The 14032-nt window shown below is 32.7% G+C and carries 15 protein-coding genes and 1 pseudogene; 4 read left to right on the forward strand and 12 right to left on the reverse strand.

The window, feature by feature from the left end:
* The first annotated feature begins 18 nt into the window (after positions 1 to 18).
* On the forward strand, positions 19 to 813 hold the full coding sequence (locus ACTYA4_RS01085; RefSeq protein ID WP_443479686.1) for an alpha/beta fold hydrolase: 795 nt from the start codon (positions 19 to 21) through the stop codon (positions 811 to 813).
* 30 nt (positions 814 to 843) lie between these two features.
* A complete protein-coding gene (locus ACTYA4_RS01090) occupies positions 844 to 1476 on the forward strand; it encodes a DUF2238 domain-containing protein (RefSeq protein ID WP_443479687.1) in 633 nt (210 codons plus the stop codon).
* A 234-nt stretch (positions 1477 to 1710) separates the two neighbouring features.
* Here the strand turns inward: ACTYA4_RS01090 and ACTYA4_RS01095 are convergent, their stop codons facing one another.
* The 6 genes from ACTYA4_RS01095 to ACTYA4_RS01120 all read right to left on the reverse strand — a co-directional run bounded on the left by ACTYA4_RS01095 (position 1711) and on the right by ACTYA4_RS01120 (position 7975).
* A complete protein-coding gene (locus tag ACTYA4_RS01095; protein ID WP_443479688.1) occupies positions 1711 to 2283 on the reverse strand; it encodes an NAD(P)H-dependent oxidoreductase in 573 nt (190 codons plus the stop codon).
* 494 nt (positions 2284 to 2777) lie between these two features.
* Positions 2778 to 4061, reverse strand: a complete 1284-nt coding sequence (locus ACTYA4_RS01100; protein WP_443479689.1) for an aspartate aminotransferase type Ic — start codon at positions 4059 to 4061, stop codon at positions 2778 to 2780.
* A gap of 495 nt (positions 4062 to 4556) precedes the next feature.
* Complete coding sequence (locus ACTYA4_RS01105; RefSeq protein WP_443479690.1) at positions 4557 to 5312, reverse strand: exodeoxyribonuclease III; 756 nt, start codon at positions 5310 to 5312, stop codon at positions 4557 to 4559.
* Positions 5313 to 5642: 330 nt separating this feature from the next.
* On the reverse strand, positions 5643 to 6263 hold the full coding sequence (locus tag ACTYA4_RS01110) for a nitroreductase family protein (protein ID WP_443479691.1): 621 nt from the start codon (positions 6261 to 6263) through the stop codon (positions 5643 to 5645).
* 207 nt (positions 6264 to 6470) lie between these two features.
* Positions 6471 to 6911 carry an SRPBCC family protein gene (locus ACTYA4_RS01115; RefSeq protein ID WP_443479692.1) on the reverse strand — a complete coding sequence of 147 codons (441 nt, stop codon included), beginning with the start codon at positions 6909 to 6911 and terminating at the stop codon, positions 6471 to 6473.
* Between the two features lie 104 nt (positions 6912 to 7015).
* Positions 7016 to 7975 carry a tyrosine-type recombinase/integrase gene (locus ACTYA4_RS01120; protein ID WP_443479693.1) on the reverse strand — a complete coding sequence of 320 codons (960 nt, stop codon included), beginning with the start codon at positions 7973 to 7975 and terminating at the stop codon, positions 7016 to 7018.
* A gap of 219 nt (positions 7976 to 8194) precedes the next feature.
* On the opposite strand from ACTYA4_RS01120, the gene ACTYA4_RS01125 reads away from it, so the two are divergent.
* Both ACTYA4_RS01125 and ACTYA4_RS01130 read left to right on the forward strand, forming a co-directional pair.
* Positions 8195 to 8497: a DUF5658 family protein gene (locus ACTYA4_RS01125; protein ID WP_443479694.1), complete on the forward strand. Its 303-nt coding sequence runs from the start codon at positions 8195 to 8197 to the stop codon at positions 8495 to 8497.
* A gap of 99 nt (positions 8498 to 8596) precedes the next feature.
* Entirely contained in the window at positions 8597 to 8854 is a 258-nt protein-coding gene (locus tag ACTYA4_RS01130; RefSeq protein ID WP_443479695.1) for a DUF2533 family protein, read from the forward strand.
* Between the two features lie 403 nt (positions 8855 to 9257).
* On the opposite strand, the gene ACTYA4_RS01135 is transcribed toward ACTYA4_RS01130, so the two are convergent.
* From ACTYA4_RS01135 to ACTYA4_RS01160, 6 genes and pseudogenes are all read right to left on the reverse strand, one after another.
* On the reverse strand, positions 9258 to 9689 hold the full coding sequence (locus ACTYA4_RS01135; RefSeq protein ID WP_443479696.1) for an RrF2 family transcriptional regulator: 432 nt from the start codon (positions 9687 to 9689) through the stop codon (positions 9258 to 9260).
* Positions 9690 to 9748: 59 nt separating this feature from the next.
* Positions 9749 to 11113, reverse strand: a complete 1365-nt coding sequence (locus ACTYA4_RS01140) for an MFS transporter (RefSeq protein WP_443479697.1) — start codon at positions 11111 to 11113, stop codon at positions 9749 to 9751.
* A 207-nt stretch (positions 11114 to 11320) separates the two neighbouring features.
* Positions 11321 to 11776, reverse strand: a complete 456-nt coding sequence (locus ACTYA4_RS01145) for a hypothetical protein (protein ID WP_443479698.1) — start codon at positions 11774 to 11776, stop codon at positions 11321 to 11323.
* A gap of 444 nt (positions 11777 to 12220) precedes the next feature.
* Positions 12221 to 12814 carry a type 1 glutamine amidotransferase family protein gene (locus ACTYA4_RS01150; protein WP_443479803.1) on the reverse strand — a complete coding sequence of 198 codons (594 nt, stop codon included), beginning with the start codon at positions 12812 to 12814 and terminating at the stop codon, positions 12221 to 12223.
* 126 nt (positions 12815 to 12940) lie between these two features.
* Positions 12941 to 13297, reverse strand: a pseudogene (locus ACTYA4_RS01155) (Tn3 family transposase); the annotation flags it as partial.
* 99 nt (positions 13298 to 13396) lie between these two features.
* Positions 13397 to 14029, reverse strand: coding sequence for a type 1 glutamine amidotransferase family protein (locus ACTYA4_RS01160; protein ID WP_038182224.1), 633 nt, complete (start codon positions 14027 to 14029; stop codon positions 13397 to 13399).
* Positions 14030 to 14032 lie beyond the last annotated feature (3 nt).

Raw genomic sequence — 14032 nt, forward strand, 5'->3', positions numbered from 1 at the left:
ATTGAGGTGATCTATTACATGCCAATGTTAGACGTAGATGGTATTAGCTTGTACTATCATGTGAAAGGAAAAGGAGTTCCAATTATTTTTATTACTCCTCCTTTACTCTCTGACATGAATTTCACATATCAAATAGAGGAATTATCCAAAGAATTTCAAATTATTACTTTTGATATTAGAGGCCATGGAAAGAGTCAGTATTCAAAAGTACCCATTACCTATCCACTAATTGTAAACGATATGATATCGATTTTGGACCATTTAAACATTAAAAAAGCAATGATATGCGGATATTCTACTGGTGGTTCGATCGTATTGGAATATTTGCTTCATTTTTCTGATCGGGCATTAGGAGGCATTGTCATAAGTGGTATGTCTGAAGTGAGGGATATTTTAAAGGATAAAATTTCGGTAGGAGTAACCCTTGCGAATAATAAAGAATTTCCAGTGCTTGCGCTAGCAATTTCATGGAGCAATTCTAATACGAAAGAGTTGTTTAACAAGATGTATCAAGAAGCTATAAAAGGAGATGCAAGAAATATTGAGCAGTATTACCGTTTTAGTTTGCATTATAACTGTACCAATCAGCTAGAGAAAATCAAACAGCCAGTTTTACTTGTATATGGTAAAAAGGATCGGATATTTTCCTATTATGCCAAAATATTAAATGAAAAATTGCCATGTAAGGAATTAAAGTACATTAGTGGTGTAAAACATCAAATCCCTACAAAAGCTGCACATGAACTTAATGAAATGATTAAAGACTTTATTTATAAACATCATGAAATGAATACAGATGGAACCTACTATTAAAAAATACATGAATATAATGGAGTGAAAAAATTGGAAAAAGATAAAAGTAGAGGAACTTCTTTATTATTACTAATATTAGTAATAGCCGTTCTTATTTGGTCTGTTATCCAGCCATCTGGATACTTGATATGGACGATGGAAGCACTTCCAGCAATTGTGCTATTGATCCTTGTCATGGCTACATATAATAAATTTCGCCTTACTACATTATCCTATATCATTATTGCGATTGTTACGATTACTATGTTTATCGGCGCACATTATACGTACGAAAAAGTTCCTCTATTTAATTGGATAAAAGATCAATATGACCTAAAACGGAATCACTATGATCGGTTTGGACATCTACTAAAAGGTTTATTTGCAATTGTGATTAGAGAAGTATTAATACGAAAATCCCAGTTAACAAAAGGAGCATGGTTATGGGCTGTTACATTAAGTTTTGCACTTTCAATTGGAGCGTTATATGAAATTATAGAATGGTTAGCCGCAATCATTTCAAAAGGCAATAAAGCTTCAAAAGACTTCTTAGGAACACAAGGCGACATTTGGGATTCACAATGGGATATGTCATTAACATTAATAGGCTCTATCATTGCACTGCTTATCTTATCAAAACTTCATAACAAGTTGTTAAGTAAAAAAAATATTCACATTGATTAAATGTTATTTCGTTATCTTCACGCTATATTGGATAGCTTCATGAAAAATATACAACGTCAATATTTACTTCACTAAATAACTCGATTCCTTTGTCTAAGTCAGGATATGGGGTTGTTATTTTCTATGAATTTCGGAGCAAATGAACACTTCTATCATCTTGTATAATTAACCGATGGGGTTCTTAAGTTTTAGAACTTAAGAATCCCCGCTTTAAGCTTGCTAAGTGGGAATAGTTCAACCTTCTAGTTGTTTTATATAGTTGCGAAGGCGAATCTTCGGGTTTAATTCTTTATTTGTAATATGTTCTACATATCGAATCGCACTTTGGGCGATTTCTTGGTCGCTGATTTTATTTGCACGATATTCGACAAAGGAAGGAAGATAAGTCATGCCTACTAAACTAGCAGATGCTTGGAACGGCTTTGTCAGTTCGCTAACTGAAAATAAATTATATCCACCGGCTTGATAAGAATGTTCTGGTGAACCAATGGAAATGGCTATTACCCATTCCTTCCCATTCAATTTCGTTCCACCAGGGCCATGAGCCCAACCGAAGGTAAACACTTCATCAAACCACTGTTTTAAAAGTGGAGGACTGCTGTACCAGTATAACGGAAATTGAAAAACAATACGATCATGAGCGAGTAGTAGTTGTTGCTCTAATTCTACATCAATGGGTTGATTACGATATTTTTCATAGAGATCATGAACTGTTAATCCTGGTACAGTCAAAACCGCTTCTTTCCACTTTTTATTTACTCGAGAGGATTCTATGCTTGGATGCACAACGAGTACTAGCGTTTTCATATAAATCTCTCCTATCGTTTTTATTGTTTGTACAAACAAATATGTGTTTAAAATTTTTCCTTAACTCAATTTGCAGCTAGCCCCTAGAAGATGACTACTCAATTGATTACAAGCTTCTTTTCCAAGTACAGTTGAATATCTTTAAATAGTTTTTCCCTCATTTAGTATTAGTATCACTTCTCATGTATTATTTGTATGTACAAACAAATAATACATCCAATCTACCGTAATGTCAATATATTGAATTATAGTTGTATCTTGTATACTTAATAAACCCTTTCCTCTTTTCGTTTAATAATCTGTTTACATTTTTTCATCGTAAAAAAAGCCTATCTGAACATAGACGGCCTCTTCCCTAAAATATATTTTATTTCTATAATAACTCCTTATTTCTTGAATCGGTGCCATACTCAAACTAAATAATCTAGATTATCTAGTTTAGAATTTTTCATATTTTCTAACTATAGTTATATCAGTTTACTCAAACTGGTCTTTTATTTATTTTGAAGTAACTTTTTAATACTCGCTAGTTGTACACATAAACATAATACCTCAATTGCCGTTTTTAATTCTGTTGTCGTTGGGTATGTAGGAGCTATGCGAATATTTCTATCTCTAGGGTCTTTTCCATAAGGAAATGTCGCTCCTGCTTTCGTTAATGTAACGCCAGCTTCAGAAGCAAGCTTTACTACTTCTGCTGCACAACCATCTAATGTATTTAAACTGATAAAATAACCGCCTTTAGGTTTGCTCCATGAGGCAATTTTATATTGGCTTAATTGGGAATCAAGCACGTTTAATACGATATCGAATTTAGGTTTGATGATATCACCATGTTTTTTCATATGTAATGTAATATGTTCCAAGTTCTTTAAAAAACGAACATGCCGTAGCTGATTAATCTTATCTGGACCAATTGTTTGTACAGAAAGCTGCTCTCGAATAAAGGAAATGTTTTCTTCACTGGCTGCCATCACTGCAACACCAGATCCTGGTAATGTCACCTTAGATGTAGAAGCAAAGATAAAAACTCGATTAGGATGACCTGCATCGCGACAAGCTTTTAGGATACTTTTTAAATGAGGCTGTTCATTTGTTAAATGATGAACAGTATATGCATCATCCCAGAAAATTTTAAAATCATTGGCTTTCGAAGACATATTTGCAAGTCGGTTAACCACTTCATCACTATATATTATACCTTCTGGATTGCTATATTTAGGAACACACCAAATCCCTTTTATCGAGTCATCTTTACTTACTAGTTCTTCAATTTTATCCATATCTGGTCCATCATCTAACATGTCTATTGTGATCATTTCGATATTAAAAAATTCGCAAATAGCAAAGTGCCTATCATAACCTGGACTTGGACACAAAAACTTTACTTTAGGTAATTTTACCCATGGCAAGTCACTGTCAATAACCCCTTTTATTAATGCCCTCGATATCGTATCATACATTAAATTAAGACTAGAATTACCGCCAACAATTATTTCTTGAGGACTTACTTGCAGTATTTCAGCAAATAGATTTTTTGTTTCTGTTAAACCATCCACTGATCCATAGTTGCGAATATCTATTTTATCAGCTGCTTCCATTTCACCAGCATCCAAAATGGTGAAAAGATCAGATGAAAGCTCTAGTTGATCCGGACTAGGCTTTCCTCTAGACATATCTAATGATAGCTTTTTATCTTTAAATTCCGAATATTTTTTCTCAAAATTTGCATATAGTTCCTCTAAATTTGTATGATTTAAAGTGCTTAAGTTTGACAAAATGAACCCCTCCTAATTTCCTTGAAATTTTACATGATTAATAAATTTTTACGGTGTTTCATGAATAAACTTTTTCCTATATGTTAGCAACTTCAACAATCATAATTTCGATTACATGCGGCCAATTTTTTATAGGAATTCAATGGTAAATTCGATATATTCATTATACGAAAAAATCGAACTCTTTTCACTGAAATTTCGGAAAAATCAAGTGGAGAGTCTACTTCAATAGATTGCTGTTGAGTACTTCTTCTCCCATTTTTTTACTTAAAAAACAACAAACTTTGAGAAAACCCACCCGTCTTTTTAAAATTTTACTTGTAAGTTTATTTCTAAGGACTTTAGAAAAGCGTCTTGAAAATGTGCTTTTTATCGTAGAGTCACATTTTTCAAGACGCTATCACTTTATCGGTGAAATTGTTTTTCGCTTCAATTAGATTCCAATCTACACTATATCCATTTTTAAAAGTGTATCAATCGTCCCCTTCTTTCAAACTATATGTTAATAGTCAAAGAGACTGGACAGTGATCGCTGCCCATGATATGACAATGACTTTCTACATCGATCAGCTTATCTTTTAAACTTTCCGATAAAATAAAATAATCAATTCTCCAACCGATATTTCTTTCTCTTACTTTTGCCATATACGACCACCATGTATATACATCCGTTTTTTCGGGATAAAGATAACGGAACGAATCAATAAAACCTGCTGCAAGCAAAGTGCTCATTTCCCCTCGTTCTTCTAGCGTAAAGCCGGAATTCCCCATGTTTGATTTTGCATTTTTTAAATCGATTTCTTGATGAGCTACATTTAAATCGCCGCAATAAATAACGGGTTTTTTTTCCTGCAGGGAAATTAAATAGCTTTGTAGTTGTTTTTCCCATTCCAATCGATACGGCAGTCTGCTCAAATCTCGTTTTGCATTTGGTGTATACACATTTACTAAATAAAATGTGTCAAATTCAAGGGTAATCGCTCTTCCTTCTCGCTCTTCAAAATCATCTCCCAGTCCATAAGCGACGGAAAGTGGTTTTATTTTTGAAAATACGGCCGTACCCGAATAGCCTTTTCTTTCTGCATAATTCCAAAACTGATGATAGCCATCCAGTTCTAATGAGATTTGTCCTTCTTGTAATTTTGATTCTTGAATACAAAATATATCTGCATTTATTTCGTGAAAAAAATCAAGAAATCCCTTTTTCACACATGCTCTAATTCCATTTACATTCCATGTTACTATTTTCATGAAAAAAAGCTAACTCCTATCGTTTATTATTTCATTCTATATGATAGATTAACAGAATTATGTTTTTTCATAAAGAATTTTTACATGGTTATTCAATCACCCTGACATGAATCCCTATTTATTTATCTATGTCTTACTATAAGAGGAGACAAACTTGCTTCAATTTTTTCACTTTGTGATTCATACCATGCGGGCAACATTGATATTTATCCTAGATGAGAATCCTCTTAATCAACAGTAAATCCAGGGGAATCTGTTGCTATTTCACTATAAAAATCAAAATTCTCTTGTGGATTACAGCCAATTGCTGAAATATGATGTTTTCCTCGCTTACAGAAAGGTAACAAATTCACCAACAGGTTTACGATAACCACGCGGCTTTCGACTTTCTACCTTTTCTTTTCCGATCGTAATCATAAGTACAGGTTCTAGGTTGTCATCAATTTTTAATAATTCGCGAACTTTTTCTTGATCAAAACCTATCATGGGACAAGTATCCCATCCTTTATTTTTTGCTGCAAGCATAAAGAGCATCGCTGATAAAGATGCATTGCGTATCGCTTCATCTCTTTGAAAAACAATTCCGCGATTTTCATGTAATTGAATGACTTCTTGGACCATTGCTTCATATTGGATATCATTTAAAATCCCTAACATATTTAAGCCTTCATAAATTTTTGCCACGTTTTGATATGCTTGTTTATCACCTAAAACAATAATAACTGCAGAGGATGTTTTAATCTTGTATTGACCATACGCTGCCTCTCTTAATTGTTCTTTTAATGCATGGTCCTGAATGACTATATATTGGGCGTGCTGCAAATTAAACGCACTTGGCGCTAATTTCACTTCTTCAAATATTTCGTTTAATTCTTGCTTGGAAATTGATACATTTTCAACAAAATTGTTAGCAGATCTTCTGTTTTTTATAATCGTTTCAAAATTTGTCATTGGATATAGTCTCCTTTTAATAAGTTAACCTTGTTAATAGGTTTATTGTACTAGAAAATTATTTCGAATTCAAGATATTTGAATGAAATGAAAACAGCACTCCCTCTACTTTTGTTTACATAATATTATTATTGTTTTTATAAAGATATGAAAAAACCTAATAATAGATAATTAGGTTTTTAGTTTACATAATGTTATTATAGTAGCTTATAAACTCTCTATCTCTTTACAAATACTAATCGTCAATTCCTGTATTAATTCATCTAACTTTGGTTCAAGCATACTGTTCTTCATACTCGCAAACGTACCAACAGCTTCTATTTGTAGGAAGCTTGTCATTTTTGTTTCCTTTTTGGAAATGGGACTTGCCAAAAAATAGCCGCTGCCAGTAAATTTATCGTTTATTCCTGTTAATTTAAACGTTATTTTACTTGGTTCTTCCCATTTTAGAATATCTACCCTCAATTGAATTTGTTTCTGAATAAAACCAAAATCCGTTTTAAACTCCCATGTAGAGACTAAATCAGACAGAACTTGATGTTGAATATAACCAGGAACAAGTGGTGCCCAGTTGTTGATAGATCGTACGAAATTCCATACTTTCTGAATGTCTGCTTTTACAATGATGCTATGTTTTTTCTGAGGCATCGCAACACTTCCTTACTAAGCACTTATATTTCTATTTCTATGCATAGATAAGTAAAATATGCCTATATCCAACCGTTAGTTTACATAATATTATTATGGTGATATCAAGATAAATAATCTGAGATTTCCATATCCATCGCTTGCTCTTTTTGGCTATCTGAAACATGCGTATACTTTTGAGTTGTATTTAAATTTGTATGTCCTAATAATTCCTGAACAGTTCGTATATCTCTTCCATCTCGGACTAAATGTGTTGCAAAGGAGTGCCTTAATTTATGACTGGAGATTCCTTTCGCTTTCCAATGAAACTCTGGAAATTCCTGCTCAACTCCATTACAGATTCTTTCTGTTATTTCTTGTATTCTTCTACGAGAAATTCTTTTTCCTCGTCTGGAAATAAAAATAGCCTCTTCATACCCTTTCATTGGTAGAATTCTATCCTCCTGAATATAATAGAGCAACTCATCATATAAGGCTGCTGGAAGTGGAATATATCTTGATTTATTGCCTTTCCCGATCACTTGTATTCCTTTTTTATGAGTATGAATCGATGTTACATTTAACGTATGTATTTCTGTTACACGAAGGCCGGCAAATGCCATTAAACCTAGCATCACTTTATTTCTTCGTACATGCTGTTTTTGTGATACTTTCTCAATCATTGCGAAAAATGATTTTAACTCCTCCTTTTCCAGATAACTAGGCAGTTTGCCTTTTTGTTCTTTGGCACTTTCATAGTCATTCGCTGGATTTTTTGCAACGAGTTCATAATCGATTAAACATTTATAAAAGGAGCGAATCGCAGTTAACCGTCTATTTCTAGATTCAGCACTGTTTGCTCGTTTCGTTTTTAATTCATTCATAAATAATGTTAACGTAATTTTTTTCACTTCTTCTAAAGGAACTTTTTGTTGTTTTTTGCGGGTAATAAATTCTAAATAGAATAAAATATCGCGAAGATAATTGTCGATAGTGAATCTACTATAATCCTTATTATCCATATGTGTCGTAAAGATCGTTAATTCTTCTTCATACCATTGCGATAAAAGTTCTTTTTCTATCATTATATCCTTCCACCTATCTATTAATTTACTAGTTTAAGTATACTATATTCCTTCAAAAACCGCACATAAGAGATATTATGCGCGGTAATGCAGTAGAATCCATTACAATAGAATTATTTGCACTTTCATTAGCAAGTACCTATTTCATTTCTTCATTAAAATAGCGATAATTAGTAAAAAGTTTCCATTTTGGTTATACTTATACTAGGAGCTGATTGTATGAAAATATTATTTATTTTGCTTAGTTTATTTAATCTGGCTGATGGACTTTTCACTTGTATTGGATTGCATTTACATTTCATTTCAGAATCTAATCCGCTTATGGAAAGTATATGGAATATTTCTCCCTTTCTGTTTCTTTTTTGCAAAATTACTCTTTCCGTTTTGTTATTTTGCATTTCGATGCTTTTTTTAACTAGGCATCAAAAAACATGGACGATTTTCCTGTTTGTCCCACTAAGTTTATATTTATGCATTATGCTGCTTCATTTTGCTTGGATCGTTACAGCAGTTTCATTTTAGTTTACTATAATTATGTTATGTAATTTAATAAATGTTCTTTCATTTTTTTAAAAACAATATTACAATGAAGAAAGATTGATAAAAAAGGGGTAGTAAATCATGAGTGTACATAAAGCAATTACAAAACATGTGGAACAAGTAAATAGTCGGGTGAATGTTTTTAAACAATTGGATGATTTGCGTGAACAATATATTGAAGAAGCCTTACAGCTTTGTTCAAAAGGAGAAAGCTTCTCTGTTCAAAAAATAAATGAAGTAACAGAAGAAATCAATACAATGGCAAAACTAGGAGTTACTCCGACACGAAAAGTAGTAACAATCGAAATGGTTAAGGAATACGCAGAAAAGTTGAAATGATTAAAAAAGCAGAATTTCTACTAGATGGAAGAAATTCTGCTTTTTTAATCATAAAGGATGCAAATGATAGAAAATTTAATCAATATGTCTAAAGAAACAATAGGAAGAAAAAAAATTAATCTAAAAGGCATAGTGACAGGGTTCCTGCTGTAGACCGCAAAGTAAAATTGGTGAAATAATAAAACGCGCCCTATTTTTTTATTTCTTCAAGCCTTCTTCTATTGACTGCTCTATATAAAGAACCTGGATAGGTTACACTTAGTTGGACAGATATTTTAAGGTCAAGTAGAATACGAATAAGACAATTAGAGGAGAAGCTACAATGACCAAAAAAGCACGCCGAACATTTACTGCGGAATTCAAACAACAAATGGCCTTTTCCGCTATATATCATAGCTTTCATTTAATCCTCCATAATTTCCCATACAGTTTTCTTTTTCAAAACCTCTAACATCGCTTGTTCAGCTTCATTTAATAAATCACTAACCTGATTGAGTTGCTTTTCGACTTGTTGAGCGTGTTCAAATTTAGAGACATCAAATCCTTGATAAAACTTAAACATGGCTTTACTGCCTTCTATCGCTTTAAAAATGTCAAATAAAGTAATGTTTTGCGTTTTTTTCATTAACATTAAACCACCTGAAATGCCCGTTTTTGAAGTAATTAGGCCTTCGTTTTTTAGCAATCCGACCAGTCGTTTTACACTTGGAATTGGCATATTTAGTTTTTCTGAAATACTCTGTATTGACAAGTATTTAGATTGTTCTTCCTCTGACTTTATGCTGATATACAGAATAATTTCTGTAGCTTGTGAAAATGCGATTGAATATGACATGGGATAATTCTCCTATTTGGTATAATTAAGTTATTTTAATTATACCAAATAGTTAAAGTTTAATCCATCTTTTTTCTTTTAAAGAGAAGACTCACCATTGATGTTAAAAACACAAAGAAAAGCGCAACTTTATATATACTTGTGAAAGCTGAAATTTGGGTATATTTAACATCAATTTCTTGAATGTTGCTATTAAGAGCTGAGATAAAAACCGCAAAAGCAAAAACTAGACCAACTTGACGCAAAACAAACAAAACAGATTGCGAAGCTGTCAGTAGATCACCTTTAAAATCACTCGCCCCTAAAACTTGAACTGGCCCAAGTAAAAGTCCATATCCAGCACCTAATAAAGCACAAGCAACATAAATTTGTATCGTGCTAGTCATACTTATCGTTGCAAAAAGACTATAAGAAATTCCCATCAAAATAAATCCTAAGAAAATAATTAGTCTAGCACCAATTTTTGAAATCAACATAGAAGCCATCGGTGAAAAAATAGAAAGTACAATGCTAATAATCGTCAAAAGTAACGCAGCTGCCAATTCAGTTTGATGTTGAATTTTAACAAAATAAGTTGGCAAAATAATGAACACCCCAACAAAGAAAACTGTACTCAAAACCATAGTTAAAGCCGCACCGTTGAACTGGCGATAACTAAAGAGCTTCATTGGAATCATAGGGTAATCAATTTTATTTTCATACCAAATAAATGCGAGCAATGAGATGAAACTAATTGCAAATAAACTCATTATAGCCAGACTTGTCCAATGCCAAGCATTGCCCTGTATTGAGGCAAGTGTTAAGGTAAACAACGTTGAAATACAAAGAAGCGATCCGATGACGTCAATTTTTTCATTATTTACAGTTTCATTTTTAAAATCTAGTGTGTAAAAACATAAAGCAATAATGAGGAAAATGATTGGAGCATTTACAAAAAAGACCCAACGCCAAGAAAAGTATTGCGTCAAAACACCTCCAATACTGGGACCAAGCGCTCCCGCTAGACCCTGAGTCATTGCAACTGTTGCAATAATTGGTTTTCTGTTTTCCACAGCAACTGTTGAATAAGCAATCGTCATTGATAAAGGTAGCACAATCGCTGCACCGAATGCTTGCATAAGACGCCCGCCAATTAGAAATGCAACATTACCTGCAGCACCTGAAACAAGTGAACCTATTAGAAAAACAACAATACCAATCAAAAATGACTTATTTAGCCCGATACGTCCTGCCACCTTCCCTAAAGGAATCGCAAAAGCCGCAAATAATAGACTATAAACATTTAATGCCCAGTTCAAAGCTGTTAAATTTGTGTTCAAACTTACTTGGATACTTGCCAATGCAATATTCATTACCGTTGTATCAAGCAAGGTCAAGAAGACACCTAAACACATTGCAATTATAATTAATATGTTTTTATTCATGTCACATTCCTTTCTTAAAATACATAACTGAAAAATAACCACTTAAAAATAATTTAGAATTTTGATACACAGTGAAGAGACATAATCCTATTCCTTTATTTTTCTTTCCTTTTACTGGGATCGTTTGAATCAATATATCGTTACTTCTTTGAACAATATCTCTATATTTTTTAAATTCTTCAATGATATGATACTCGGCATCTGAACCTAAAAATCTAGATAGACTGTTACCATAGAAGTTTGTCTACATAATTCAGTTAATAGACTTGCTTCAATGTGTTCCTGATTGACATGGTCTAAATTTATTTCAGTTGTATGTGTAACATCACCTGAAAACAAACCAATTTTTGTCTTTATTGGCAACTCAATTTCTGAAATCATAACATTTTCCTGCGATGTTTTATGAACTATATTTTTATCTACTAACCTTATTTTTGTTCCCAATAAACCACTGAAATTAATTTTTTCTAAACATTGAAGCAGACACTTTTTATCAGAAGGTGTGATTCTTGACTTTAAATAATTTTCTAAATTATGTTTTTCTAGACAGCCTTGAGTTTTAAAATCTTGAGCTACTAAACAATTTTCAAGCATATAGCGAAATGCTGTCAGGCTTTCTTCATCAGATACTACTAGTACTTTTTCTTCTCCTTTCCTTGTCAAAAGTTAAAACGTAACGTACTTCACTGAACTTTACCTCTACTTCTTGCATAAATAACCTCATTTCTTTCATTAAAATAATAAGCATAATTAGTATAAGTCATTTATACTAATTTATCAATTATCAAGCATAAATATTTTTCTAATTTATTAATAAGTCGGTGAATAGTATGAATTTTATTAATCCTAACAAAACAGATTTTTGGGATTCTGAAATTGAAAAAATACTCTATTATGAGTTAGTAAATAACATGCCCAGTACAATATGGGGTCCTACCAACAAAAAGCGCAAAACATACGCTAAGCAAATTTCGACATAAAGAAAGCCGATTTTCCCTACGTTAAGGAAGTATCGGCTTTTATAGTTGCTTTGGAATTTAAAGTTTGACCATTGCTGTGATCCATCCTTATGCCATTAAAGCGCTCGGTTCCGGAGGATTGATTAAATTAACCAAAATACGGGTTCCCATATTTTTCGCAATAATTATAAAAACCATGCCTATTCATATACATCATTTTTTCAATATTTTCAGGGGTATCAAATTCTATCAATTCCAAAATTAAATTAGTAAATTCAATAGGAGCCGTTCCATTTGCAGTAACCAAATTTTTATCTTTTACTGCTTGTTTCTCTAGAAAACTGCTAGTAGGATTATAATTTTCATAATCATTCCAAATATAAACTGAGTTACCAGTATGGTTATGATCATTTAGAAAACCGTTTCTTGCCAAGAAGTCCACCGCACCACATATAGCTCCTATGGGAATATTGTTTTGAAATGTAGTTTTGATTAACTGTAAAAGCTTCTTATTATCATTACTCCATGAATTTCCGCCAATCATCACTAGTAAATTAAAATCTTCAGGTTCAGACCCAATGATATAATCGACAGAAGTTTTAAAGCCACCTATTGAACTTACAATACTATCTAAAGAAATAGTATTAACAGACCAATCCTCTCTTTGATTTAATGTCGATGATAAGTAGGCACCTTCCCAATCTGCATACTCGTCTAATATAAGAAATAACGCCTTTTTCAAACTATATTTCCCCCGTATATTTTTAGTTTTTGAGTGTAGTTGTGCAACAATCTGGCCCGTTTGTTGAATTGTCACAATTTGGCTTCCCAACGTAATTGTATCAAACTTTTCAAATCAACATTTATTTTATTGAATAAGAGGTCGCAACGAATGTAGGCTTGCTATTTTCTTCATATCAAAGGTGTATTCACCAAGAAAATTGATATGTTCCCATCCTAATGGCGAAATATGTTTTAGTAAGTCTTCTCGTAAAATCCCTTTTTCCTTCAGTAAATTTGTTGCTTCGGTTAGATATACGGTATTCCATACGCTAATGACGTTAATTATAATATTTAAGGCACTTGCACGTTGAAGTTGGTCTTGCAGCCCTCGTTCCCGTAACTCACCCCGTTTTCCAAAAAATAATGCTCTTGCCAAACCATTCATTGCTTCCCCTTTGTTCAATCCCCGTTGAATACGCCTACGAAGTGCTTCATGGGGTAGCGTCAGGAAAATGCGGATTTACAACGATAAGGAAATTCCAAATTAAAAAGCCCAACTTCTCTACAAATCAAAATAGAGAAATTAAGCTTTTCAGTTACTTCATTTATTTATTGAATTCATTAACTGGAAGAAGTATTCAGGTTTATGAGTCTTATTTAGGTTATACCATGAATGTAATGCATCTGGTGTAAATACATCTATTTTTTTCAGTACCTCCATTGCAAATTCCAGAGGAGCTATTCCTGATGCAGTAACTAAATTCGCATCAGATACCGCAGATCCCAACTCATAGAACTTTTCTCCTTTATAGTTAGGACATACCATTTTAGTATATTCTAAGTTATTACTTGTATGCTTTCTAGTATCTAAGTATCCCATATTCGCGAGGCCCTCAGTTGCACCACAAATTGCAGCAACAATAGTGCCAAGCTTTAAAGCTTGGCCAATTCTTTCCAAGATAGGTTGATGAATTTCTTCACTCCAAGTAGTCCCTCCTGGTAAAATTAAAAGATCTTTACTCTCAAGAGTACATTCATCAAGGGAAATATCTGGTTTTATGCTCAGTCCTCCCATAGTAGTAATCATTTCTTTATTAGCTCCTACTGTAATTACTTTTAAAGGTGCTAAATCTTTTTTGAAATATCTTCCTGAGTTTAGTTCAGCAATTAAATATCCATATTCCCAGTCCGACATTGTATTAAATACATATAGAAAAACTTTTTTTGTTTGCATCCA

This window comes from Niallia yueguangensis (assembly GCF_052663115.1).